This is a genomic window from Sulfitobacter sp. S223 (assembly GCF_025143825.1).
Classification (GTDB): Bacteria; Pseudomonadota; Alphaproteobacteria; order Rhodobacterales; family Rhodobacteraceae; genus Sulfitobacter.
The window spans coordinates 52,357-76,737 of record NZ_CP083560.1 but is presented as its reverse complement, the minus strand read 5'-3'; the positions used below and the strand labels follow the sequence as shown (position 1 = coordinate 76,737).

The 24,381-nt window shown below is 54.5% G+C and carries 21 protein-coding genes; 6 read left to right on the top strand and 15 right to left on the bottom strand.

The features are described 5' to 3' along the window. The first annotated feature begins 11 nt into the window (after window positions 1-11). Window positions 12-521 carry a CAP domain-containing protein gene (locus tag K3757_RS00360; protein ID WP_259998186.1) on the top strand — a complete coding sequence of 170 codons (510 nt, stop codon included), beginning with the start codon at window positions 12-14 and terminating at the stop codon, window positions 519-521. A gap of 22 nt (window positions 522-543) precedes the next feature. Here the strand turns inward: K3757_RS00360 and K3757_RS00355 are convergent, their stop codons facing one another. The 7 genes from K3757_RS00355 to K3757_RS00325 form a co-directional block, all read right to left on the bottom strand. Continuing rightward, window positions 544-1,041, bottom strand: a complete 498-nt coding sequence (locus K3757_RS00355) for a murein L,D-transpeptidase family protein (RefSeq protein ID WP_259998184.1) — start codon at window positions 1,039-1,041, stop codon at window positions 544-546. Window positions 1,042-1,160: 119 nt separating this feature from the next. Further along, window positions 1,161-2,378, bottom strand: a complete 1,218-nt coding sequence (locus K3757_RS00350; RefSeq protein ID WP_259998181.1) for a class I SAM-dependent RNA methyltransferase — start codon at window positions 2,376-2,378, stop codon at window positions 1,161-1,163. Between the two features lie 39 nt (window positions 2,379-2,417). Continuing rightward, on the bottom strand, window positions 2,418-4,250 hold the full coding sequence (locus K3757_RS00345) for an ABC transporter ATP-binding protein (RefSeq protein ID WP_259998179.1): 1,833 nt from the start codon (window positions 4,248-4,250) through the stop codon (window positions 2,418-2,420). Continuing rightward, window positions 4,247-6,088 (bottom strand): ABC transporter ATP-binding protein, encoded by a 1,842-nt coding sequence (locus K3757_RS00340; RefSeq protein ID WP_259998174.1) that lies wholly within the window; start codon window positions 6,086-6,088, stop codon window positions 4,247-4,249. The genes K3757_RS00345 and K3757_RS00340 overlap by 4 nt, the downstream gene beginning before the upstream one ends. 55 nt (window positions 6,089-6,143) lie before the next feature. Beyond that, a complete protein-coding gene (locus tag K3757_RS00335; protein ID WP_259998171.1) occupies window positions 6,144-7,328 on the bottom strand; it encodes a CCA tRNA nucleotidyltransferase in 1,185 nt (394 codons plus the stop codon). Further along, window positions 7,304-7,900 (bottom strand): CoA pyrophosphatase, encoded by a 597-nt coding sequence (locus K3757_RS00330; RefSeq protein WP_259998169.1) that lies wholly within the window; start codon window positions 7,898-7,900, stop codon window positions 7,304-7,306. The genes K3757_RS00335 and K3757_RS00330 overlap by 25 nt, the downstream gene beginning before the upstream one ends. Continuing rightward, the gene (locus K3757_RS00325; protein WP_259998166.1) at window positions 7,893-8,873 is read right to left on the bottom strand and encodes an Hsp33 family molecular chaperone HslO; all 981 of its coding nucleotides are present in this window, start codon (window positions 8,871-8,873) and stop codon (window positions 7,893-7,895) included. The genes K3757_RS00330 and K3757_RS00325 overlap by 8 nt, the downstream gene beginning before the upstream one ends. Window positions 8,874-8,953: 80 nt before the next feature. On the opposite strand from K3757_RS00325, the gene K3757_RS00320 reads away from it, so the two are divergent. Continuing rightward, window positions 8,954-9,400, top strand: coding sequence for an NUDIX hydrolase (locus K3757_RS00320; RefSeq protein WP_259998164.1), 447 nt, complete (start codon window positions 8,954-8,956; stop codon window positions 9,398-9,400). Here the strand turns inward: K3757_RS00320 and K3757_RS00315 are convergent. Further along, window positions 9,379-10,659, bottom strand: a complete 1,281-nt coding sequence (locus K3757_RS00315; RefSeq protein ID WP_259998161.1) for a PP2C family protein-serine/threonine phosphatase — start codon at window positions 10,657-10,659, stop codon at window positions 9,379-9,381. The genes K3757_RS00320 and K3757_RS00315 overlap by 22 nt on opposite strands. A 135-nt stretch (window positions 10,660-10,794) precedes the next feature. On the opposite strand from K3757_RS00315, the gene K3757_RS00310 reads away from it, so the two are divergent. Further along, the gene (locus tag K3757_RS00310) at window positions 10,795-11,127 is read left to right on the top strand and encodes an Hpt domain-containing protein (RefSeq protein ID WP_259998158.1); all 333 of its coding nucleotides are present in this window, start codon (window positions 10,795-10,797) and stop codon (window positions 11,125-11,127) included. Here the strand turns inward: K3757_RS00310 and K3757_RS00305 are convergent. After that, on the bottom strand, window positions 11,124-11,930 hold the full coding sequence (locus K3757_RS00305; RefSeq protein WP_259998156.1) for an SDR family oxidoreductase: 807 nt from the start codon (window positions 11,928-11,930) through the stop codon (window positions 11,124-11,126). The genes K3757_RS00310 and K3757_RS00305 overlap by 4 nt on opposite strands. A 10-nt stretch (window positions 11,931-11,940) precedes the next feature. Beyond that, complete coding sequence (ilvA, locus tag K3757_RS00300; protein WP_259998155.1) at window positions 11,941-13,173, bottom strand: threonine ammonia-lyase IlvA; 1,233 nt, start codon at window positions 13,171-13,173, stop codon at window positions 11,941-11,943. 129 nt (window positions 13,174-13,302) lie between these two features. Between ilvA and K3757_RS00295 the strand changes: the two genes are divergently transcribed. Continuing rightward, entirely contained in the window at window positions 13,303-14,520 is a 1,218-nt protein-coding gene (locus tag K3757_RS00295) for an argininosuccinate synthase (protein ID WP_259998152.1), read from the top strand. Window positions 14,521-14,587: 67 nt separating this feature from the next. Here the strand turns inward: K3757_RS00295 and K3757_RS00290 are convergent, their stop codons facing one another. Both K3757_RS00290 and K3757_RS00285 read right to left on the bottom strand, forming a co-directional pair. Further along, on the bottom strand, window positions 14,588-15,001 hold the full coding sequence (locus K3757_RS00290; RefSeq protein WP_259998150.1) for a hypothetical protein: 414 nt from the start codon (window positions 14,999-15,001) through the stop codon (window positions 14,588-14,590). A gap of 218 nt (window positions 15,002-15,219) precedes the next feature. Further along, on the bottom strand, window positions 15,220-15,915 hold the full coding sequence (locus K3757_RS00285) for an HAD family hydrolase (RefSeq protein WP_259998148.1): 696 nt from the start codon (window positions 15,913-15,915) through the stop codon (window positions 15,220-15,222). Between the two features lie 139 nt (window positions 15,916-16,054). Here K3757_RS00285 and msrA point away from each other — a divergent pair, with 139 nt between their 5' ends. Then, entirely contained in the window at window positions 16,055-16,711 is a 657-nt protein-coding gene (msrA, locus tag K3757_RS00280) for a peptide-methionine (S)-S-oxide reductase MsrA (protein ID WP_259998146.1), read from the top strand. Here msrA and K3757_RS00275 read toward each other — a convergent pair. Genes K3757_RS00275 through K3757_RS00265 form a run of 3 tightly spaced genes read right to left on the bottom strand, consistent with a single transcriptional unit; the run spans window position 16,708 to window position 21,607 of the window. Continuing rightward, entirely contained in the window at window positions 16,708-17,574 is an 867-nt protein-coding gene (locus K3757_RS00275; RefSeq protein ID WP_259998144.1) for a ribokinase, read from the bottom strand. The two genes, msrA and K3757_RS00275, sit on opposite strands and share 4 nt — an antisense overlap. After that, window positions 17,571-19,829 (bottom strand): NADP-dependent malic enzyme, encoded by a 2,259-nt coding sequence (locus K3757_RS00270; RefSeq protein ID WP_259998141.1) that lies wholly within the window; start codon window positions 19,827-19,829, stop codon window positions 17,571-17,573. The genes K3757_RS00275 and K3757_RS00270 overlap by 4 nt, the downstream gene beginning before the upstream one ends. Before the next feature lie 59 nt (window positions 19,830-19,888). Beyond that, complete coding sequence (locus K3757_RS00265) at window positions 19,889-21,607, bottom strand: DUF563 domain-containing protein (RefSeq protein WP_259998139.1); 1,719 nt, start codon at window positions 21,605-21,607, stop codon at window positions 19,889-19,891. 128 nt (window positions 21,608-21,735) lie between these two features. Between K3757_RS00265 and mutS the strand changes: the two genes are divergently transcribed. Then, window positions 21,736-24,378 carry a DNA mismatch repair protein MutS gene (gene mutS, locus K3757_RS00260; RefSeq protein ID WP_259998136.1) on the top strand — a complete coding sequence of 881 codons (2,643 nt, stop codon included), beginning with the start codon at window positions 21,736-21,738 and terminating at the stop codon, window positions 24,376-24,378. Window positions 24,379-24,381: the final 3 nt, after the last annotated feature.

Genomic DNA, 24,381 nt, shown 5'->3' with positions numbered 1-24,381 from the left:
GGAGTAGCGTAATGATCCGTCTTTTTACCCTTCTGTTGGTTGGCACCATGGCTCTGGCCGCCTGCCAGCCGGCGGCGCCTGCAATTGGCGCTGACGGGCGTGCATTGCCCAAAGCATATAGAATCTCACAAAGGGACGCGCAGCAAATCCCGTTCAGGATGCTTGATTCGGTCAATGCATTGCGTAGCGCATCCGGTTTGATTCCTGTCGAACTTGACTCGCAACTGACAGCGGCTGCCGCGACCCATTCTCGCGATATGCAGGTGCAAAACCGCCCATGGCACTTTGGGTCTGACGGTTCTTCCCCTCTTGATCGCATCCAGCGCGTTGGGTTCGCTGGCTCCCTTGTGGGTGAAGTAATCTCCGAGACTTATGAAACAGAGCTGGAAACGCTGGGCGCTTGGATGGAAAAACCTGACACACGTCGGATCATCCTGTCACCCGAAGCCCGCCGGATGGGCATATCGTGGTTCCAAGAGAAAAGCGGTAAAATCTGGTGGACGTTGGTGATGGGCAACTGACCCTAAGGGTCAGTGCCTAAGTTCATGGATTGATTGCGATAGGTACGCCGTCCTGTACCATTGCATAAATCTTTTCGATGCTGCTGTTGTCCACCGCAATACAGCCCCAGGTCCAGTCATCTTTGTCTTGGCGCATCGGGTGCCGCTGCCCATGGATGAAAATCTCACCGCCCGGTGATTTCCCCATTGCACGCGCAGTCCGGATATCTTCCGCATTCGGATACGATATCCCGAGAGACAGGTGGAACCTGCTATTCGGATTACGCCGATCAATACGGTAAACACCTTCTGGTGTTTTACCGTCCCCTTCGATCCGCTTGTGTCCTTCAGGTGCAAAGCCAAGAAAGACTTTATAGTCTTCCAGAATTCGGTCTTGGCTGAGCAGATACATTCTCCGCTCACCTTTATTCACAACGATCCCCGTTACAGGGGGCCCATTGTACCGTTTGAATTTGCTATCGGAGCATGCTCCTAGAGTGGCGACTGCTGCGCTACCCAAAATCAGATTTCTACGTTTCATATGCCTGCCGCTCTTATCCGTTGTCGGATCATTATTGCGTACACCATAACAAAAAATCGTCAGTTCACAAAGCCGTCAATACAGAAATCACGGCAAAACCGCTGCATTTTTGCATGGGCTCAGCTTCGGCTAAGTTGCGCCGCAAGCTCTACATGCGACGACCAGCGGAATTGGTCCACCGGCTGCACCCAATCAAGCGTGAAGCCGCCAGAAACCATCTCGGCGACATCGCGTGCGAAGGTAACAGGGTTACAGGAAACGTAGGCAATCCGCTTGATATCAGACCGGATCAGTTCAGCCGTCTGCGCCTCGGCACCGGCGCGGGGCGGGTCAATCACAACGGCATCAAACTTCTTGAACTCATCGGGTAACAGAGGCCTGCGGTAGAGATCGCGCGCAACGTGGGTCACGGTTTTCAACCCTTTGGCCATACGCCACCCCTTGTCCATCGCAGCCATCATCTGCGCGTCACCTTCAACGGAAAATATCTCCGCATCAGCGGCCAATGGAAGGGTGAAAGTACCGCAACCAGCGAACAAATCGACGATCCGCTTCGCGCCGTGAACCGCCTCCTGCACCGCAGCAAGAAGCTGCGCTTCGCCATGGGCAGTTGCCTGCATAAACGCACCTGGGGGAGGACAAACATTTGCGGCGCCGAAACGCTGCGTCGGCGGCGCGCGCTGCGCGATCACCTCGTCTTCCCATGTAAGACGGGCAAACCCGCGGCTATCGCAAAGACCGGCAAGCGAGATGCGGAGCTGCCCGTCAATCGGCTTACCTCCGCTGACCTGTACGTCCAGCCCGACCTGAGAGGTCGTCACCGTCACGGCCAGCGTTGCCTTGCGGCTGCCTCCGATCTCGGCAAGAGCCTCTGCAATATCGCGGGCTGCCAACAGTTCTGGCTCTACCAGTTTGCAGTCCGGAATTTCGATTACGGTATCGGAGGCGCGGCCGTAAAAGCCGGACATGGCACCTTTCTTTGTACGACGGGCGGCAAAAGTGGCGCGGCGGCGAGATTGCGACGGCGAAGTTAAGATTGGCCGGATTTCTGTACGGATACCCTGCGCGGCCAATGCCTGCGCGATTACATCAGTCTTCCAATCAGCCACCAAAGCGTCCGACGCATGTTGCAACTGGCAACCGCCACAAGCTTTGAAATGGCGGCATGGCGGCGCCACGCGCTCTTCTGACGGAGTGATGATCTTCACATCCCTCAAGGTAGATCCGTCAAGCGTTCCTGTAACAACTTCACCGGGCAGTGTCATAGGTGCAAAGACTGGTCCTTCGGCAATGCCGTCACCATAAATGCCAAGTCGTGTAATTTTGTAATCTGTCATGCACCCGCCATAGCGCTGCTTGAACCGTCCCGCCAGCCCCTATTCGGCAGCCGCCAGATCAAGAAACCCACCAGATTGCCGCTCCCAATAGCTGGCATAGAGACCGCCCTGCGCCAACAATTCTTCATGGCTGCCTATTTCGGCGATACGGCCCTTTTCCAGCACAACAATGCGGTCCATTTCACGTAGAGTAGATAGACGGTGCGCAATCGCCATGACCGTCTTCCCCTCCATCACACGCTCCAAAGCGGACTGAATCGCGGCTTCGACTTCACTATCAAGCGCACTTGTCGCTTCGTCCAGCACCAGAATTGGCGCGTTTTTGATGATAGCACGGGCAAGCGCGATCCGTTGGCGTTGCCCGCCCGATAGCTTCACCCCCCGCTCACCTAGATGCGCATCATATCCCGTGCGACCTTTGTGATCTTCCAAATCCTCAATAAACCCATGTGCCTCCGCCTTCTTTGCCGCCGCTATCATCTCGGCCTCTGAGGCATCGGGACGGCCGTACAAGATGTTCTCGCGCGCGGAGCGATTAAACATGGCCGTTTCCTGCGTGACCATCGCAATTGAACGGCGCAAACTTTCTTGAGTGACATCGCGGATATCTTGCCCGTCAATCAGTATCCGACCTTTTTCCGCCTCATAGAGACGCAACATCAACGCAACAAGCGTCGACTTCCCAGCACCCGACGCCCCAACGACACCCAATTTTTCCCCTGCCCCGATCGTCAGGTTGATTTCGCTTATTCCGCCAGTCTCTCGGCCATAGGCAAACCCCAGTCCTTCGATCCTGATCTCCCCCCCGGCCGCATCAAGCGGACGGGAGTCCTGCGCATCTTCTAGTCGGATACGAGGCGTGAGCGTTCGCATCCCGTCTTCAATCTCACCGACGTTTGAATAGATCGCCATTAGCGTAAAGCTGACCCAGCCCGTCATCTGCGCAATACGGATAGAAATGGCACCGGCAGCCGCTATATCACCCTCTGAGGCCAAGCCCAGTTGCCACAAATAGACTGTAGCACCGATCAAAAGCACAGGCAGAACGCCTGCCAGGCTCATCAATGAAAACCTGAATCCAGCGGCAAGATAGCCATACTCCAACGCACGGCTACGAAAGCTTTCCATAGCACCAAGCGCTGCGCGGTCTTCGTGATCGTCATGGGCGAAAAGCTTGACCGTTTTGATATTGGTGATCGTATCCACAACCTGCCCGGACACCAGGGATCTTGCGCCGGCACGGTAGGCGGATTTTTTGCGAATCCTTGGCAGGAACCAGTTGATCAACGCAAAATACAGAACCAACCATCCAGCCAGCCCAACAGCCACCCAGCCGTTAATCGCCGTGAGCAACAGGACAGAGCCGACAAGTGACGCCAACGCAAACGCCACGACGTTGATGACTTCGGCTGCAACATCAGTCACAGCCCGCGCAGCCTGCATCTGTTTTTGTGCAATCCGGCCTGCAAAATCATCATCGAAAAAGCTGATGTTTTGTCCAAGTGCCCAGCGGTGCAAACGTGAAAGAACCATCGGGTTCACATTCGGCTGTACTATGATCGCGTTAGACGCAGCAGAAAGGCCAAAGAACACAGGACGCGCGATCAAAAAGAACCCGACCGCCAAGGCAATCATCGCCGCATTGCGACCATCGAAAAACGCATCAGGCCCACTGGATACTGTCGCATCAATGACCCAACCAAGGATCAGAGCGGTCCCGGCTTCAAGTGCGCCGGCAATTGCGGAAAATGCCGCTGCCAGCCAAAGCGCCGGCCACGCCCCAGCCAGACACCATCGCATAAAAGCGCCCAACGTTTGAGGTGGAGGCCCGTCAGCGGGGCGAAATGGATTGATCCAGTTTCCGATATTCACAGCGCATCTTCTTCTGTTTGCAAAAACCCGCCGGATTGGCGCGCCCAGAATTGTGCATATAGCCCACCTGCTGCCAAAAGCGCGTTATGATCACCATCTTCAACAATCTGCCCTTCATCCAGCACCAGAATTCTATCCATTCTGGCTATCGTGGACAGACGGTGCGCAATGGCGATCACGGTTTTGCCTTCCATCATTCCATAAAGTGTTTTCTGGATCGCGGCCTCGACCTCGCTATCCAGCGCACTGGTCGCTTCATCAAGCAGCAGGATTGGCGCGTCCTTCAAAATTACCCGTGCCAACGTTATCCTTTGGCGCTGCCCCCCCGATAGCTTAACGCCGCGTTCGCCCACACGAGAACTATAACCATTGTTACCCTCTGGATCACGCAAACCCTTTATGAACTCATGCGCCTCAGCCTGCTTTGCGGCAGCAACCGCCTCTTTTTCAGTCGCGTCAGGGCGTCCATATCGAATGTTCTCAAGAACGGAACGGTGCAGCAAAGCACTGTCTTGTTGAACCATTCCTATCTGTCGCCGCAGACTGTCCTGCGTCACCTGTGTTACGTCCTGCCCATCAATCTTTATCAAGCCGGCGTCCGCATCATAAAAACGCAAAAGAAGCTTTAACAGGGTCGATTTTCCGGCACCCGATCGCCCGATAAGTCCAATCTTTTGACCGGGCTCAATCACCAGATCGATCGCGTTCAAACCGCCCGATGTTCGCCCATAGTGGTGGGTCAGGCCAAGCATCTCAATCCTGCCATAAGTCAGCTTCAATGGCTTTGCCTCCGGAGCATCTACCAAAGTGATGGGCTGTGCGATTGTCTCCATCCCTTCTGCCACGACGCCAAGCTGGCGAAAAAATGCAGATAGCGCCCACATGATCCAAGCGGTCATGGAGTTCAGCCGCAGTGTCAGCGTCGCGGCGGCCGCCACAGTGCCCACGCTGGCAACCCCCTGCACCCACAACGACAAAGCCCAACCAACAACGCCCACAATCAACAGCCCGTTCAACAAAACCAATGAGAAATCCATCGTCGTGAAAATCCGTTGCTCGACCTGAAAAGTCCGGCGCGCTTCTTCGATTGCCTCTTTGGCGTAAAGTTCTTCCCGGTCGTGATGGGCGAACATTTTGACCGAGTGGATGTTGGTATAGGCATCCACCACCCGCCCGGTGACAGCCGACCGGGCATCAGACGCTGCTTTCGATGCTGGACCAATACGGCGGATCGCCCAGCGCGACAGCAGAACGTAAAGGACGAACCAGATCACAAGCGGCAGTAATAACCGCGGATCAGACGTGGTCAGCAAAATCGCCGCGCCAATGAGGTAAGCCAACGAAAACGATATAGCATCAAACGCCTGAAACACCACTTCACCGGCGGCGGGCGGAGTCTGCATGATCCGGTTCGCAATGCGCCCCGCAAAATCATTCTCGAACCAGCCGACGGACTGCCGCAAAACCTGTTTATGCGCGCGCCAGCGGATCAACGTCCCGAAGTTCGGCAAAATGGCATTGTTCACCAAGGCAACGTCGATGGCCTGAAAGATCGGACGCACAAAAACGATGAGCAATCCGACCACAACCAACTCGGTGCCATTTTTCGCCCACATCTGAGCCGGATCACCCTCAAGCACATCGACGATGCGCCCCATATAGTAAATCAGACCCACCTCAACAGCAGCGACAAGAATCGACATGAAAGCGGTGATAGCGAACACTTTTTTGAAAGGCTGACTGTAGCCCATGAAGAACGGCCACAGATCGCGCGGCGGCTTATCCTCGTTAGGATAATCGACGTAAGGATCCACCAGATTTTCAAAGAATCTAAACATAGCGGTCGCCTTTTTTGCCGGTTTCATTGCGATCTTAGGTCCGGGGATCCGGGCATCACGGTGCGGGCAGCGCGATCAATGCCTCTTTTCCCAACACAAAACCTGACGCAATCCAAGCAGCTTTCAACTGCGCCAACCGCGCGCCAAGGTCCGCCCCTGTGTATTCAGGCATGAGGTCACCGGCGCTAACAGGAAAGACCTGCTGCGCAGCCGACCTCAGTTCTGCGATCACAGCAAGCTCAGGCACAGATTCTGCGATGGCAGAGCGGATCAGATACGCCTGAATGGCAAGGTCAGAGTCATAGTCGAATGCCACTGCCACGAGCGATCCACCCTCAAACGCCGCGGTTTGGATCGTCTCATAACGCCTTTGATCCGCTTTACTGAGCCGCAATCGTTCCGGCACCCTTTCGCCGCCAAGGGAGACAAGCCGCCCGAGCCAATCAGGCGACAGGCCAAGCATCTCTGCTCCGTGGATCACAAGAAGGGCGAACCGGATGTCCGCACCCGGCAATACAGTCCCTAACACATTGGTTTGAGCCATTGCAGCTAAAGCCGTAGATGGGTCATCCGCCGCCAAAAGCTTTTTCATTTCGGCGCCGACACGCTCTGCTGATAGTGTCTCTAAACCTTGGATATTAGAGCCTATCGCAGCCAGTGCTTCAGGCTCCAGACCATTGGAGGTATCTCCATACCATGCGTGGAACCGGAAATATCGCAGGATACGCAGATAGTCTTCTTCGATCCGGCGGTTCGCGTCTTCAATAAATCGCACACGTCGCGCGCGCAGATCATCCAATCCGCCAAGCGGATCAATCACGTTTCCCTGCGCATCCGCATAAAGCGCGTTCATTGTAAAATCACGGCGGCGGGCGTCGTCCAAAATATCAGTCGAAAAGGCGACTACGGCCCGTCGGCCGTCTGTTTCAACGTCACGTCGAAACGTCGTAACCTCATACCCCACGCCACCGGACACAACCGTAATTGTTCCGTGGTCAATACCAGTCGGGACAGGTTTGAGACCGGCATCAGAAGCCAATTCTATCACTTGTTGAGGTGTGGCACTGGTGGCCATATCCAAATCGCTTACGGGAACACCCAAAAGCGCATTACGCACACAACCGCCAACGTAAAAAATCTGATGACCGCCAGCCGCTATGGCGTCACACACAGCGCGCGCTGAAACAGACGTCAGCCACGGCGCGTCTTCGGGTGCTATTTTTGTATAATCTCGCTCCATGCGCGCAGCATACGCGCAGTTGCGCCCCAGATGTAATAGGGTCCGAAAGGCACCACGAAATAGTGGCGCATCTGCCCACGCCAACGGCGTGATTGGACCAAATAGTTGTCTCGGTTCAGCACATGGTCAAGCGGTACTGTAAACACCTCATCCACCTCACCTGGTTCAGGAAGGATGTTGAAAGGTCTATGCACAAAGCCGATCACAGGCGTGACATCAAAGCTGGTGACCGTTTCATGGGACGGCAGCGTACCCAATACTTCGACGTGATCCGGTGGCAGGCCGATTTCTTCGTGCGCCTCGCGCAGCGCAGCCGCTATCACATCTACATCGCCCTTGTCCTGTTTTCCGCCCGGAAAGGCGATTTGACCCGGATGATGTTTGAGCGCGGCAGAACGCTTGGTCAGCAAAAGGCCAAGCCCGCGATCAGTTTCAATGATCGGCGCCAGAACTCCCGCAGGGCGCAGAACCCGGCCCGCGGGTAAAACAGTATCAGGATTAAGGTCAAAATCGGAGGAGCCGACGCCTGTTTGCGTCAGCGCCTCCCGAAAATGATCAAGCGTGCTACGCATCTTTTTCAGCTTCAAAGCCTACTGTCACCGGATCCATATCGTAATGCGCGCCGCAGAACTGACAATCGGCAGTGACGCGGCCATCATCGGTTGTCATGGTCTCGATGTCTTGGGCCGAGTAAATTGACAGGCTTTGACGCACACGCTCTTCGGAACACGTACAGCCAAAATGCACGCGCTGCTTGTCGAACACACGTGGAAGCTCCTCATGGAACAGGCGCAGCAAGACATCTGACGGCTCAAGTGAAGGGCCAATCAACTCCAGATCATCCACCGTATCAAGCAGGATGTTCACACGATTCCAATTCTCTTTTTCATCATCTTCCAACAGATCAGTTGGCTGCATGATTTCACCGACACCCTCTGCCTTTGCAGCAAAAGGTGAAGCTTTCGGCATATGTTGCAGCATCACCCCACCAGCACGCCAGTGCTCTGGCGCATCGGCTGTCGTTGATTTTCCAAAGCTCAGCTCGAACCGTGTAGGCAACTGTTCCGACTGTGCAAAATATCCCTCGGCAGATTTCGACAGACTTTCAGAGGATAGCGGCGCGATCCCTTGATAAGGTGTCATGCCCTTACCTTGGTCAATCATCACAGCAAAGTAACCTTCCCCGATCTGCTCGATCGGAGCACCATCTGTCAGGCGATCTTCGTCATAGCTGGCGTAAGCACGGATTCGCGCAGGCCCGCCATCAAATTCGGGTCCATAGTAATCAGTCGCGATCATCCGCACCGGACCTTTTGACTGCACCTGCAACTGGAGCTTCCAGCGCAGCTTCATCGTTTGGCCAATGAGTGAGGCCAGCAAAGCCATCTCGGCAACCAACGCTTCGACCTGCGGGGGATAGTTATGCTGCTTCAGGATGCCGGCCAAGGCCGTATCAAGACGCGCAATCCGACCGCGAATATCTGAGTTGTCGAGCTGGAAAGGCAGGACCGTATCGTCCCACCCGATGCTGTTTGCATTTGTCATTTTCGTCTATCCTTACCGCGAAGCGCTTGGCATACCGTGTCTATGTAGGACGGACAAGCCGCGACAAAAAGGGGGCGATGATGATCAAACGTGTGGGAGAGGTGCCAGACCGCAGTAAGAACTATACTTTGCGCCCTGGTGCATATGCGATTCTGCCGATCGGACGTCGCTTCTTGCTGACGGCTGAAACCCAGCGCAACATCGACATTCAGCTTCCTGGTGGCGGGATTGATCCTGGTGAAAGCCCCCTGCAGGCACTCTATCGTGAGGTCCGAGAGGAAATTGGCTGGTCCATTTCGCAGCCCCTGCGCCTCGGAGCATTCCGTCGTTTTGTCTTCATGCCCGATTATGATCTATGGGCCGAAAAGATATGCCACGTATATGTGGCCCGTCCCGTTCGCAAGCTTCATGCACCATCAGAGCCCTACCATGAAACACTGATCCTTGATGCTGACGATGCTATCGCCGCATTGGGAAATGACGGTGACAGGATGTTTCTGGCGAATTATGTTTCCGGCAGGCCGTGATATTCAAATAAGATCGCCGACACATCGTCTGGAAAATCCTCTGATCCGTTAAACTCTGTTAATTTCCAGATCAAAGCCTCAAGAAATGCAGGGCCGTTGATCGCAGCCAACTCCTTCATCAGGTCGGTAAGCCCCTCTTCGCCAAGCATGCCGTTGTCAGGGCCGGGGCATTCAGTAACTCCGTCCGACAAGATCAAGATACGATCACCACGCTCAAGCGTCAGTTCAAACCGTTCAAATCGAACACCGGAGAGTAGGCCAACAGGAAAACCGCCTGGGCCTAGCTGTTCGATCCTACCATCGGTACGCTGTACTGCGGGGTGTGGATGCCCGGCTTGTGACAGGACCATATGCCCGGTTTCCAAATCGACAAAAGCAAGCAGCAGGGTGAAATAGTGCTCTGTCTCCATCTCGTCGAGGACCAGATTATTCAAGTCTGCAACAACTTCATCAGGTGGTCGTGGCACAAACAGACCGTCGACATCCTTGCGCAAGGCAACATTCTGATCCGGTGCCGCACTAGAGAGATAGCCCGCCAGCCGCGCAGTCATGAGCGCCGAACTGATGCCGTGACCTGACACGTCAAGTGCGTAAAGACCGATATGGTTGGCACCAGCTTCGAAAAAACCAACCAAATCCCCGCCCACATGCCCAGAAGACCTTAACATCAAAGAAAGGTCCCCAACCGGAAGGGCGCGAAACCGCTCTTTCACCAAAGATTGTTGAAGTTTCTTTGCCTCCTGAAGGTCGCTGTCGATGTGGTCATAAACGCGCTGCAGCTCCGTCAAAGTTTCACTAAGGGCGCGGTTGGATTGCGCCATAGAGCGTTGCATTTCAATCAGGCGCTCTCCCGCTGTGATGCGCGCAAGCAATTCATTATTGTCTACAGGTTTCGTTAGGAAATCATCTGCACCACTATCAAGGCCCCTCGCGATTTCATCCTTCTCGCTTTTTGAGGTCAACAGGATGAAATAGCTGTATTCCTCCCCCTCGGTCGCCCTGAACCGACGACACAATTCCAGACCTGACATGCCCGGCATCATCCAGTCACTAAGAACCAGATCCGGTCGCTGAAGTGAGGCCATCTCTAACGCTTCGGCGCCGCTCGCCGCCTCAGACACGTCAAAACCCCACCGACTCAGTGCCAGCGTCAGAAGTTTGCGCTGAAGCTTACTATCATCCACAACAAGGACGTACTGAATCGCCCCGCCACGTTTAGAAGCCGAAAAATCCAAATTATTTGACAGGTCCGAGGGCATAACGCCTCACAAAATACATTCACGAACAGCTATATCCGTCCCGTATTAACAGGCGGTAAAGCTACGCATTCCTATCCGCGGTCATTCGCTATTAAGAGTTTCAGAATATACGGCATGCAATTGCTGGAGACCGCCATGATCGATTGGGATCGGATCAAAACCTTGCGCGACGAAATCGGAAAAGAGGATTTTCCAGAGGTCGTAGATATCTTTATTGCTGAGGTCGGCCTCATGATTGACCGTCTGCGCACCGCGCCCCAACTAGAAACGCTGGGCGCAGATTTGCACGCGCTCAAGGGAAGCGCGCTCAACCTCGGGTTCCGCGACTTTGCAGAAATGTGCCAAAAGGGGGAAACTGCGGCGAACGATGGTCGCGCGCAGGAAATTGATGTGGAGCCTATCCTGCAATGCTACGAAGATAGCAGGGACATTTTCCTGTCAGGGCTCGAAAGCGTTGTGACCTGTTAAAGGAGTTTATAGAACTCTGACACGCTGATGCCACCATGCTCTGACATCGCTTTGGCACGCAGCATCTGCATACCCTTAATCCAGCGCGATGGATCAGCCCCACGCAGCGCATTGTATTTTGCGACATCCGGGTGCGGCATAATCACAAAAGTACCATCGGTCACCCCTTGCCAGACGGAGCGGGCAACGTCATCCGCGGACAGAAGATTGCCTTGAGCGTCACCGTCACCCAAACCCAACAGCGGCGTTGCCACATATTGCGGACACACGACAGAAACTCCGATCCCCTCCTCACCATGTGAGATCAACAAGGATTCAGCAAAGCTGACGGCGGCATGTTTGGTTGCGGAATAGGCCGCATCACCGATCTGGTTCAAAAGACCCGCAGCAGAAGCGATATTCACAAAATATCCAGAGCCACGCGCAATCATCGCTGGCAACAAAGCACGCGCCGCCCAGACATGGGCCATCACGTGTACATTCCAATTCAACATCCAATCCGCATCGGGTGCTGATGCTGCATGAGACGGATCACCGCGTCCAAGACCGGCGTTAGAAACAAACACATCTACCGGTCCATGAGCAGCTTCTGCGGCTTCGATTGCTGCAATGATCTGCTCTTCTTTCGTCACATCACAGGCAACAGCAATTCCACCGATCTCATCAGCAAGCTGTTTACCTGCCTCAAGGTTCAGGTCGGCAATGCAAACCTTTGCACCCGCCTTCGCTGCCTGCCGTGCAAGAGCGGCTCCGATACCGCTGGCCCCACCGGTGATTACAATAGACTTATCTGAAATATCCACAAACGCCTCCCTAGATCACGAATTGGGCAAGCGTTTCATCATTGGTGATATCTGTATAGGTGAACCCTGCGTCATCAAGCTGCGCCAAGAACCGCGGGAAGGCATCAGGGCTGGGCGTTTCGATCCCGATCAACACAGAGCCAAAGTTGCGGGCAGATTTTTTAAGGTATTCGAACCGACAAATGTCATCATCCGGGCCAAGGATATTCAGGAACTCTTTCAGAGCGCCAGGACGCTGTGGCATCCTCAAGATGAAGTATTTCTTAAGCCCCGAGTAGCGCTGCGCGCGCTCTTTTACTTCGGGTAGCCGTTCAAAATCAAAGTTCCCGCCAGAGGTCACGCAGACCACGGTTTTTCCCTTAATCTGATCAGCCACCTCGCCCAGCGCTTCAATGCTCAGCGCGCCGGCAGGTTCAAGAACGATGCCCTCAACATTCAGCATTTCGATGATACTGACGCAAATGCGGTCTTCGGATAAATGCACAACATCTTCGCGGCGTGCGTCTTTGAGCCATTCAAACGTGCGCATCCCCAACTTGGCCACCGCCGCGCCGTCTACAAAGCTGTTGATCGGGGACACATCAACCGGCTTGCCCTCTTCCAATGCGCGGCCAAGACTGGGCGCGCCAAGCGGCTCAACATAAGTATATCGGCACCGATCTCCGAAAAACGCGCGGGTACCGGCAGATAAGCCTCCGCCGCCAACGGGCAAGATAATGTGATCGGGTACGCGTCCCAGCTGATCTTCAATTTCTACGGCGACTGATGCCTGCCCCTCAATAACATTGTCATCATCAAATGGTGAAAGGAAATAGGCCCCCTCGTTCAAGCAGAATTCCTGCGCCGCGCTTAAGGTCTTGTCAAAGTAATCGCCAACCAAACGCACTTCGATGTTTGCGCCACCGAACATCTTGGTCTTCTGTATCTTTTGCTGGGGCGTGGTGACTGGCATAAAAATCACTCCGCGCACACCGAAATGGCTGCACATGAACGCAACACCCTGTGCGTGATTGCCCGCAGACGCGCAAACAAAAACCTGATGTTCCGGGATCAGCTTTCGCATCGCATTGAAAGCGCCGCGAAGCTTATATGACCGAACAGGGCTCAGGTCCTCACGCTTCAGATAGATGTCCGCGCCATAGCGTTCTGACAGATGTTCGTTCTTAAGAAGCGGGGTTGGCGGAAAGACGCCACGCATGGCGCGGGTGGCTGCGATAGCGCCCATCTGGAAATCTTCGCTCATATGCTCCGGCCCTCTGTTGCGATAGTCTTCGATAGGTGTCTATTGCGGAAGCGTCAATAAACCCGTCTACCTTGCCGTGCGGCACAAAAACCGCTACGCCAACCGCGAAACTCGACAAAGGAAAAGATCATGTCCGCGCCCAAGAAAGTTGTGCTCGCCTACTCTGGTGGGCTTGATACCTCGATCATCCTCAAATGGCTACAAACCGAGTATGGCTGCGAGGTTGTTACCTTCACCGCCGATCTGGGTCAGGGCGAGGAGCTGGAGCCAGCCCGCGCCAAGGCCGAGATGATGGGTGCGTCCGAGATTTACATCGAAGATGTGCGCGAAGAGTTTGTGCGGGATTTCGTCTTCCCCATGTTCCGCGCCAACGCCGTGTATGAAGGTTTGTATTTGCTGGGCACCTCAATCGCGCGACCGCTGATTTCCAAGCGGTTGGTCGAGATTGCTCACGAAACCGGCGCAGACGCTGTTGCCCACGGTGCGACAGGCAAAGGCAACGATCAAGTTCGCTTTGAGCTCGCAGCATATGCGCTGGACCCGAACATCAAGGTAATCGCACCTTGGCGTGAGTGGGATCTGAGCAGCCGCACCAAACTGCTGGAATTTGCGGAACAGAACCAGATCCCCGTTGCCAAGGACAAGCGCGGCGAAGCACCTTTCTCTGTCGATGCGAATCTTCTGCACACGTCTTCCGAAGGCAAAGTTCTGGAAGATCCTGCCGTCGATGCACCTGAGTATGTCTATCAACGCACCGTCAGCCCGGAAGAAGCGCCGAACGAACCAGAATATATCGAAGTTGGGTTTGAGCGCGGAGACGCGGTTTCCGTGAATGGCGTGGCGCTTTCACCCGCCGAGCTGCTGACCAAACTGAACGAGCTGGGTGGCAAGCACGGTTGTGGCCGTCTTGATCTGGTTGAAGGCCGTTTCGTTGGCATGAAATCACGCGGTATCTATGAGACGCCCGGCGGCACACTGCTGCTGGAAGCACACCGCGCCATCGAATCAATCACGCTGGACCGCGGTGCAATGCACCTCAAGGACCAGCTGATGCCACAATACGCCGAGTTGATTTACAACGGCTTCTGGTTCTCACCAGAGCGCACGATGCTGCAAGCCGCCATCGACGCGAGCCAAACACACGTCACCGGCACCGTCCGTCTGAAGCTTTACAAAGGCCATGTGCGCACCGTGGGCCGCTGGTCAGACTTCAGCCTCTATTCAGAGGCGCATGTGACCTTCGAGGATGACGCCGGTGCCTATGATCAAAAAGATGCGGCAGGCTTTATCCAGCTTAACGCGCTGCGCCTGAAACTATTGGCAGCACGCGATAAACGGATGAAATAAAAATAGGCCCGGTCAGAAATATCTGACCGGGCCCAACTACTCGTTACTGAAATCGTTACCGAAACTATTAGTTTGCTTTGATGACCTGCATCACCAATTTGTCGTCCATGCGAATGGGGCCGTCTTCTTTTGCGCCCAAGGTGTATTCAAACACACCAGTCTTCATGCCGCCTTCTTCTGCATGAACCATCAACATCAGCATTTCACCTGATTTGACCTCTTCCTGCAGGATCGCAGCAACGTCGGTGTTCTCACCCGCACGCAGCGGTGCATACCCCACGACGGGACCCGGCTTCATCTCAGCGTCCGTGCGGTGTACGACCAGCCAGCCGTTTGCGCCAGCCATCACGCTTTCTGCGCTTACGACACCATTTGAGACATCCTGATCTCCTGCCATAACCATGGGCGTCGCATGCCCGTCAGCCATAGCCATACCGGCTGTCATCATCAAAGCGATTGCAGTTGTTGTCATACGTTTCATCAAAAATCTCCTCGGGATTTCATGTTACCTGCGTAATCACGAAACGCCTCTCCGAAGAGTTTCAGGTGGCCAGAAAAAAATTTAAAAACACGAACGGCCCAGACGAACAACTGCCCGGGCCGCCTACTCGTTAACCTAACCGGAAACCGGTCTACGCTTTACGATGTAAAGTGATACTCTTTAAGAACACTGAACATGTAACAGCCATCAGCTTTTGTTCACGGGGAAAGGCGGCGCTCATGTAACCGCAAATAATGTGGAAGGGCTTCTTTTAGTACCGGTTGCAACGCGAGTGGAACATCCGGCAACGGCCCTTCTGCACCAGCAAAGCCCCTGCTTTCATGTACGGCCCCGTACCAGTGTCGCGCCCAAATACCGTCTTCTGCCCGCGGACCTGCGGGCCAACTCAGCATTGCAGGATCAAATGGCAGATCTATCGCGTCACAGAGCGCCCTCAACATTTTCTCAGGTTGTGCACGGATATCGGTACTGTCGATCACGATACCGCCCAACTTGTCGAACAACTGTGCTTGCTGAACGTAACCGATATCTTCCAGCGTGGGAGCCTCGCGTTTGGCAGCATAACTTGCGATTACGCGCGCCGGATGGCGGATCAGGTGTACATTTACGCAGTCTTTCGTCCAATCCATAGGAAAGCCAGACAGCATATGATGCGGCATATGTTTCATGTACAAGTGAGGCTTCCCACCATCCTGACAGCTTTTGGCAACACGCTCCGGGGCAATTTCATGCGCTGCCAGGATCTCGTCCGTCATCGGATGATCAATGCCAGACGCGGCAAGATAAGGCGCATAAAACGGTTCATCCATAACGGCAAAGTCATTTCGCTCGCCAAAGGAGTACATCATCGCTGTACTCAGGTTTCGGGGTCCGGACCACATCGCAATGCGCATATTAAAATCCTTTTGCAGTTTTCGCAGTGATACCAGCCCGCACGCGGCGGTAAACTGAAATCACCACTGCGTGATGTATGCGGTCAATCGTTGCGTATGGCCATTCTCGACCGCACCATGCCGCAAAAAGGAGAGCACAATGACCAAGCTGAGCAATCTCAAGGCACTCACCCTTGCCGGGCTTATTGCCCTCGGCCTGATGGTACAGGCCGCACCGCTAAAAGCAGCGGGAAGTGAAACACTAACCGTGGCCGGCGGCTGTTTCTGGTGTGTCGAAGCCGATTTCGAAAAGGTTAAAGGCGTCAAAGAAGCCATATCAGGTTTTGCCGGAGGCAAGACAGCGAACCCAACATACAAGCAGGTGACAGGAGGCGGCACAGGCCACTATGAGGCCGTGCAAATCATCTTTGATCCAAATGTCGTCAGCGCATCGACGTTGCTGGACCTGTTTTTCCGGTCGGTTGATCCTACAGACGCGGGTGGCCAGTTTTGTGACCGTGGACCCAGCTACCGGACGGCGGTCTTTGCTACCAGCAACCAAAAAGTAGCCGCAGAGCAGGCAAAATCAAAGGCGCAGTCTGAACTGGGAAAAAAGGTTGTGACCCCCATTTTGGGTTCGTCCAAGTTCTATCCTGCAGATGCCTATCATCAGGATTACGCCAAAGGCAGCAAGATCGTTCTGACACGCTTTGGACCGAAAAGTCAGGCCAACGCTTATAAAGCTTACCGCAACGCCTGTGGTCGTGACCAGCGCGTCAAAGAACTATGGGGGTCTGCCGCACCCTTCGCCGGCTAAAGACCAAAGTGATCCTGGATTTCCTTCAGGTCCGGGATCACATCGGCCGTTCCGCGCCGCATCACCATCAGCGCAGCGGCTTTGAGAGCCAAGTCAATTGACGCCTCCATCCCCAAGCCGCGATCAAGTCCAGCCACCAGATATCCGGTAAAGGTGTCACCTGCGCCCGTTGTATCCACCGCTTGCGCCGGATAGGCGTCAAAGCGCTTTTCGCCTGAGTTAGAGACCCATTTGCACCCCTGTGCCCCCAATGTGACGACCACGTCGGGTAGCCCCAGCGCCTCGGGGGCCTTGCCGGTTGCCTCTTCAAGCTGCGCGGCTTCGACCTCGTTCATAACAAGCAGGTCGATCTTGTCCAAAAGCAGCGCTACTGCTGACGCCTCAAAAGGCGCAGCAGCATAGACCACCCGCAATCCAAGCGATTGTGCAGTGGTAGCTGCGTATTCCTGACCGTTTGTTTCATTCTGCATGAGCAGGAAATCACCCGGGGATGCTTCGGTCAACGCGACGCCAATAATTGCCTCGGTCAGTTGAACATTCGCACCGTGAAACAAAACGATGCTGTTCTCTCCTTCGTCGTCGACCACGATATTCGCATGGCCGGTCGGCTCGCTGATCTGGGCGATATGCGGTGTATCCACACCGTATTCCATCAGCCGTTCGCGGGTCCAGCGACCTTCTTTTCCGATCGCACCGATATGGGAAACATGCGCGGCACCGCGCGCAGCTGCCACGGACATATTCGCGCCCTTGCCGCCCAAACCAAAGCCATAGCTGCGCGCCGCCAATGTTTCGCCCGCTGCGGGCAGGTGGGGAACCTCGTAAAAATTGTCGATGTTAATCGAGCCGAGGTTCCAGATCATCCGCCCACCTTACATGCGGCAAGGATCGCCATATTAAGGATATCATTCGTGGTAGATGTCGAAGAAGCAATCTGGATCGATTGATCAAGCCCTGTCAAAATCGGACCAATCACGGTCGCGCCAGCCATTTCTTGCATCAGCTTAACCGAAATGCTTGCCGAGTGACGCGCCGGCACCACAAGAATGTTGGCAGGACCGGTGAGCCGTGAGAACGGATAGTTCTTCTGGCTTTCGACATTCATCGCCACATCGACTGTCATCTCGCCTTCGTACTCAAAGTCGACCCCGCGCGTGTCTAGCACATCAGGTGCAACGTGCATCTTTTCAGCCCGCTCAGACACCGGATACCCGAACGTCGAAAAGCTGACGAATGCGACGCGCGGTTCCATTCCCAGATGCCGAGCAACCCGCGCGCCACTTTCTGCGATGTTCGCGAGATCCTCGGCGTTTGGCCATTCATGCACCAACGTGTCACCAATCAGCACAATACGGCCATTGTGGAGCAAGGCTGTAATGCCGGCAGCGCCACCCTCAGCTGTGGCGTTAAAAACGTGATTGATCCGCTCCAGCACATGGGCTGATTTACGTGTTGCGCCCGTGACCAGACCGTCACCGTGACCGTGTGCCAACATCAGTGCCGCAAACACATGACGGTCCCGCGCCGCAAGACGGTGAATGTCTTTCTTGTCAAAACCGCGCCGCTGCAACCGTTCATACAAGAACGACTTATACAAATCCAAATGCTGGCTGTTGGCTGCATTGACGACTTCAAGCTCACGGGTAGCATCCTCTAGCCCTGCTGCGATCAGCTTGGCCTTCACATCATCCGCCCGTCCCACAACCAAAGCTTTGCCCAAACCTTGACGCTGGTACATGACCGCAGCGCGCAGCACCTTGGGGTCATCGCCTTCTGCGAAAATCATACGTGCCTGATTGGCCCGTGCGCGCGCGTTGATGCCGCGCATGATATTCGCTGTCGGGTCGAGACGCGATTTCAGGCTTTGTTCATAAGCATCCATATCAATGATAGGCCGACGCGCTGCGCCGGTATCCATACCTGCGCGTGCAACTGCTGGCGGGATGCGGTGTATCAAACGCGGGTCGAAAGGTGTCGGGATGATATAATCACGACCAAAGCTGAGGTTTTTCCCATAGGCCAGCGCCACCTCGTCTGGAACGTCCTCACGCGCAAGATTAGCCAGCGCATGGGCGCAAGCGATCTTCATCTCGTCATTGATAGCACGTGCGTTGATATCCAATGCCCCACGAAACAAGTAGGGGAAGCCCAGAACGTTGTTCACCTGATTGGGGTAGTCGCTGCGACCGGTCGCCACGATGGCATCAGCGCGCACCTCGTGTGCTTCTTCTGGCGTAATTTCCGGATCGGGGTTTGCCATAGCAAAAATCACTGGATCATCTGCCATGCTGGCAACCATATCCGTGGTCACAGCACCCTTGACCGATACACCAAGAAAGACGTCAGCACCTTTCATCGCGTCAGCAAGGCTGCGCGCATCAGTTGTCGCTGCATGGGCTGACTTCCACTGGTTCATACCCTCGGTACGGCCCTGATAGATCACACCTTTGGTATCGCACATGATGCAATTGTTGTGCTGCGCACCCATCGCCTTCAGCAGTTCAAGACACGCGATACCCGCGGCCCCTGCCCCGTTCAGAACAATGCGGACATCCTCAATCTTCTTCCCCGAAATCTTGAGCGCATTCAAAAGCCCGGCCGCACAGATCACCGCTGTACCGTGCTGATCATCATGGAAGACGGGAATATCCATCTCTTCCTTCAGGCGCTGCTCAATGATGAAACATTCAGGCGCCTTGATATCCTCAAGATTGATTCCACCAAATGTCGGACCCATCAGCTTAACCGCGTTGATGAAGGCTTCGGTGTCTTCTGTGTCCAGTTCAATATCGATCGAATTCACGTCAGCAAAGCGTTTGAACAAGACCGCCTTGCCCTCCATCACCGGTTTGGATGCCAGCGCGCCAAGGTTGCCAAGGCCCAACACTGCTGTACCGTTTGAGATTACGGCAACAAGATTACCTTTGTTGGTATAATCATACGCCAACTGCGGATCAGCGGCGATGGCTTCACAAGGAACGGCCACGCCGGGTGAGTACGCCAGCGACAGGTCGCGTTGCGTTGTCATCGGGACGGTCGCAGTGATTTCAAACTTGCCCGGTGTCGGTTCAAGATGGAAGGCAAGCGCCTCTTCAGAAGTTACTTTGTTTTTGGTCACAGGCTGGGCACTTTCAGTTTTGTTTCACCTGTCATAACGGCACGCAGCCGTTCGCACAATCATGCGACGAAACGTACCCAGTCATGATTACTGATAAATGCCGCGTGACGGTCCGGAAAATCTGCTGCCAGACGGGAAACAGCCCAGCGAATGACCGCAGGCCTCTCACATCGGTTTGCGCACCATATAATCCGCACAAGCGTCTGCCAGCGCTTTGGATCGGCCGCATGCGCCTGCTCTAACGCCACCAATTCCGACTTCGGCTCATCCAGTTCTTTGTGGCAATCCGCCCTCAGCAAACACAATCCCGCATCGTTCACGACCATGCTTTGGTGCTTATCCAACAGCTCAAGTGTCTGCGGAGCTGCCCCTGCGCGCAGCAAACGCCGTGCAAGAATTATAACGCTTGTTGCATCAGGCATAGACGGCGCGTGCCGCAACAAGCTTGCTACAAACGTAACGACCTGAGCCACCGCTTTTTCGGACAATGCGGGTGGAACAATACCATCCACGTTGAACGAAGGTTCTTGTATGGGGTTTTCGCTGTTAAAATCCGCGAAGAAACTTAGATAGGTGCACTGCGCTGCATGAGCCAACGGCCAGAAGTCCGCCCAGCGTGCCTGCGCGGTTTGCAGTGTGCCCAATTCAATGAGGTAGGCATCAGGGTTGGCGAAAAGCATGTTGGTGAACCCTGCCCCATGCTGTGAAATCATCACCTCAGCTTGCGCCATAAGCGCAATCTGCTCCAACGGGGCAAGTTTCTCAAACATGACATATTCGAATCCGAAATGTGCCAGATGCTTCAGCAGCATTTCCTCGCCCCCCAAGGGACGGCTCCGGCTTTGCTCATCGCTGCGTCCGACAAATATCCGCTTTGGCAGATAGCTGAAATCAAGACCCTCAATGGCTTTAAGCGCTCGATTTCGAAGCGCCAGCAACCCACTACTGACAGAATTCATCGCAAGGACGGGCTGAAACTCGATACTTCCCAAATCATTGTCAGCGGGGATGAGCCGTTCAAGCCCATACAGCAGGTCTGTAGGCATCTGGCCGAATGCGCCAGCCAAATCGTAAGACGTCAAAACCAGATCATATTCCTTAGGCGCACGCTCAAAGAACACGCGGCCTGCAAATTCTGGAAACAGGGCCTCAACAAACGAAAGAGCAAATTCGCCCTGTTTCTCTTCCTGATTGGGAAAATGAAAAAAGATGTTCCCCTGAAATCCGACAGCATCCAGAACACAAAGCTGGCTCAGCGATTCAGTCATGAAATGGAAATAGTTAAACGTGTTCCGGCATTCGATTGCAAAATCGAGATCAGGCTCAAGAAAGATTTGCTCGACAGCCAGGCGCTTGCCTTCGTTCGCGGCTCGACAGCCCTTCAGGTAGGCGTTCAAAGTTTCTACCGGGTCTACTTCGGCAGTCTCATTATCCCACCGGAAAGTATTGAACAGTCGCGTAGCAGATGCGCCTGACAGAACCAGCTTCTCTCCCACCATTACGTGAGACTTACGAAACTTGGCGCCATCCAGAACCACAGGCAGAGTATTCGTTTCGATCACCGTCTGGAACTGCTTTTGTCGCTTACAGTGCGTCACAAAGGAGCGAATCTTCGAATTGATCTCTGGGTGGACGCTGACTTCAAACCCTTCAATGACGCCACCGGATATCTCCCGCCAGAAAAATTCCGGCTCCCCAAGCAGTTTCAGTCCGTCCTCTCTCCATGGATTGAGGAAAAGCGCATCAGGGTCCGAAGAGAGGTCAACTTTGTTTCTCAATGGCTCGATCGTCCGTTGGAAGGTTTTCCTTAGTATCTACCACAATGACGGGAATCGTCCATATCTATGGCCCCCTTCCCTCGGGTCTTGTGGTTTTGTACAGACGGGGGAAACAGGGAGAGAAACAGATGAGCGCAGGCACAGTCACACCGATGATGGCCCAGTATCTGGAGATCAAGTCAGGCTATCCAGACGCCCTGCTGTTTTACCGCATGGGCGATTTCTATGAGCTGTTTTTTGACGATGCCGTAGCTGCGGCCGAGGCGCTGGATATCGCGCTCACCAAACGCGGCAAACATGATGGCGAAGATATCCCCATGTGCGGTGTTCCCGTTCATGCAGCCGAAGGGTATCTGCTGACGCTGATCCGGAAAGGATTTCGCGTTGCTGTGGGAGAACAGCTAGAAACGCCTGCCGAGGCTAAGAAGCGCGGCCATAAATCTGTGGTAAAACGCGATGTTGTGCGTCTTGTCACTCCGGGCACCCTCACTGAGGAATCCCTTCTTGAGGCCCGGCGCCACAACTATCTTGCTGCTTTTGCAGAGGTACGTGATGCGCATGCAATTGCTTGGGTCGATATATCTACCGGCGCATTCCACGTCATGGGTTTGCCTCTGGTGCGGTTGGGCCCGGAATTGGCCCGGCTCGCCCCATCCGAACTATTGGTGGCCGAGGGAAAAGAGGCTGAATATCGCGCTTTAGAGACTGATTTCAATCTATCCCTCACCACGCTAGCGCGCTCCAGCTTTGACAGCACCGGTGCTGAAGAACGCATTTGCGCATTGTTTGGCGTAAAATCTCTGGACGCCTTCGGCAGTTTTGACCGTTCAGAGATTTCTGCAATGGGCGCGTTGATCGAGTATCTGGACATGACGCAAAAGGGGAACCTCCCTCTCTTGCGGAAACCAGTTAAAGAGACAGAAGCGCGCACTGTTCAGATTGATGCAGCAACGCGCCGCAATCTTGAATTAACCCACGCTTTGTCAGGGGGGCGTGCTGGATCATTGCTGGCAGTCATGGACCGCACAGTAACAGCCAGTGGTGCTCGTTTGCTGGAACGTCGCATTTCCAGTCCTTCGCGCGTGTTAGAGACGATTCAGGCGCGGCTGGAGGCTGTGGATTTCGCAGTCGAAAATGCGCGCATCTCTCAGGATATCCGCGACCGCCTGCGGTCAGTGCCGGACCTAGAGCGCGCGTTATCACGTCTGTCTCTTGATCGCGGTGGACCGCGCGATCTTGCCGCTATTCGCAACGGCTTGTCAGAGGCAGCGTACTTGAACCAATCGCTGGAACACATTGAACTGCCAGAGTTACTTGAAACTGCGGTACAGAACTTGGCTGGTCACGATGATCTCGTAAATTTGCTGGATGAGGCTTTGATTGCTGAACCACCACTGCTCGTCCGGGACGGCGGCTTTATTGCCCAAGGTTATCGTGAAGATCTGGATGAAGTGAGAAAACTGCGCGATGAAGGCCGTGGTGTCGTTGCTGCAATGCAGGCGCAATTCGTCTCTGATACAGGGATTTCGTCTCTCAAGATCAAACACAACAACGTGCTTGGTTACTTCATCGAAACCACAGCCACCCACGCGGAAAAGATGCTTTCGCCCCCGCTGTCCGAGACATTCATTCACCGGCAAACCACGGCCAATCAGGTTCGCTTCACGACTGTCGAACTGTCCGAGCTGGAGACGAAAATCCTGAATGCAGGCAACCGTGCCATTGAGCTGGAAAAGCAGCTCTATTCATCGCTAAGAGACGCCATTCTGCAGAAGGCAGGAGAAATCGGCGCGACGTCAGCGGCGCTCGCCGAGATTGACCTTGCCTGTGCGCTGGCCGATTTGGCGCAATCAGAAAACTGGGTGAAGCCACAAGTCGATAACTCGCGGGCATTCAATATCACTGGCGGTCGCCATCCGGTCGTTGAACGTGCACTTGCCCGGCAGTCAGGTGCTCAATTTGTCGCGAATGACTGCGACCTAAGCGCCGAAACCAACGCCGCAATATGGCTGCTAACCGGCCCGAACATGGCGGGTAAATCGACATATTTGCGTCAGAACGCGTTGATTGCCCTGATTGCGCAAATAGGTAGTTACGTGCCTGCGAGCGCTGCACATATTGGATTAGTCAGCCAGCTGTTCAGTCGTGTTGGTGCGTCAGATGATCTGGCGCGCGGACGATCCACTTTTATGGTCGAAATGGTTGAAACAGCCGCGATCCTGAATCAGGCTGATGACAGAGCGCTCGTGATCCTTGATGAAATCGGACGCGGCACTGCCACTTATGACGGACTATCTATCGCTTGGGCCACGTTGGAACACTTGCACGATGTGAACCGCGCCCGCGCTCTTTTTGCGACCCATTATCACGAGATGACCGCTCTGGCCGGTAAACTGGACGGCGTTGATAACGCTACGGTCACTGTAAAGGAATGGGAAGGCGACGTGATCTTTTTGCACGAAGTCAAAAAAGGAGCCGCGGACCGTTCATACGGTGTGCAAGTCGCCCAACTTGCCGGTTTACCACCGGCGGTCATCTCACGTGCGCGCGTTGTTCTTGAGGCGCTTGAAAAAGGGGAACGCGAGGGCGGTGCAACGCAGAAGACTTTGATCGACGACTTGCCGCTATTTGCGATGACGCCCACACCGGCGCCTGCCCCGCAGAAAAACTCCGCGCTTGACCAGATGATGGATGATATATTGCCGGATGAACTATCCCCGCGCGAGGCGTTGGAATTGATCTATAAATTGAAAGAGGCGGCCAAAGATTGACCG

Bases quoted from the DNA above. Each gene is read 5' to 3' on its own strand.
- msrA (WP_259998146.1), top strand. From the start codon at position 16,055: ATGACCAAGCTGAGCAATCTCAAGGCACTCACCCTTGCCGGGCTTATT.
- K3757_RS00355 (WP_259998184.1), bottom strand. From the start codon at position 1,041: ATGAAACGTAGAAATCTGATTTTGGGTAGCGCAGCAGTCGCCACTCTA.
- K3757_RS00320 (WP_259998164.1), top strand. From the start codon at position 8,954: ATGATCAAACGTGTGGGAGAGGTGCCAGACCGCAGTAAGAACTATACT.
- K3757_RS00315 (WP_259998161.1), bottom strand. From the start codon at position 10,659: ATGCCCTCGGACCTGTCAAATAATTTGGATTTTTCGGCTTCTAAACGT.
- mutS (WP_259998136.1), top strand. From the start codon at position 21,736: ATGAGCGCAGGCACAGTCACACCGATGATGGCCCAGTATCTGGAGATC.
- K3757_RS00340 (WP_259998174.1), bottom strand. From the start codon at position 6,088: ATGTTTAGATTCTTTGAAAATCTGGTGGATCCTTACGTCGATTATCCT.
- K3757_RS00335 (WP_259998171.1), bottom strand. From the start codon at position 7,328: ATGGAGCGAGATTATACAAAAATAGCACCCGAAGACGCGCCGTGGCTG.
- K3757_RS00360 (WP_259998186.1), top strand. From the start codon at position 12: ATGATCCGTCTTTTTACCCTTCTGTTGGTTGGCACCATGGCTCTGGCC.
- K3757_RS00290 (WP_259998150.1), bottom strand. From the start codon at position 15,001: ATGAAACGTATGACAACAACTGCAATCGCTTTGATGATGACAGCCGGT.
- K3757_RS00295 (WP_259998152.1), top strand. From the start codon at position 13,303: ATGTCCGCGCCCAAGAAAGTTGTGCTCGCCTACTCTGGTGGGCTTGAT.
- K3757_RS00285 (WP_259998148.1), bottom strand. From the start codon at position 15,915: ATGCGCATTGCGATGTGGTCCGGACCCCGAAACCTGAGTACAGCGATG.
- ilvA (WP_259998155.1), bottom strand. From the start codon at position 13,173: ATGAGCGAAGATTTCCAGATGGGCGCTATCGCAGCCACCCGCGCCATG.
- K3757_RS00325 (WP_259998166.1), bottom strand. From the start codon at position 8,873: ATGACAAATGCAAACAGCATCGGGTGGGACGATACGGTCCTGCCTTTC.
- K3757_RS00330 (WP_259998169.1), bottom strand. From the start codon at position 7,900: ATGCGTAGCACGCTTGATCATTTTCGGGAGGCGCTGACGCAAACAGGC.
- K3757_RS00310 (WP_259998158.1), top strand. From the start codon at position 10,795: ATGATCGATTGGGATCGGATCAAAACCTTGCGCGACGAAATCGGAAAA.
- K3757_RS00275 (WP_259998144.1), bottom strand. From the start codon at position 17,574: ATGATCTGGAACCTCGGCTCGATTAACATCGACAATTTTTACGAGGTT.
- K3757_RS00350 (WP_259998181.1), bottom strand. From the start codon at position 2,378: ATGACAGATTACAAAATTACACGACTTGGCATTTATGGTGACGGCATT.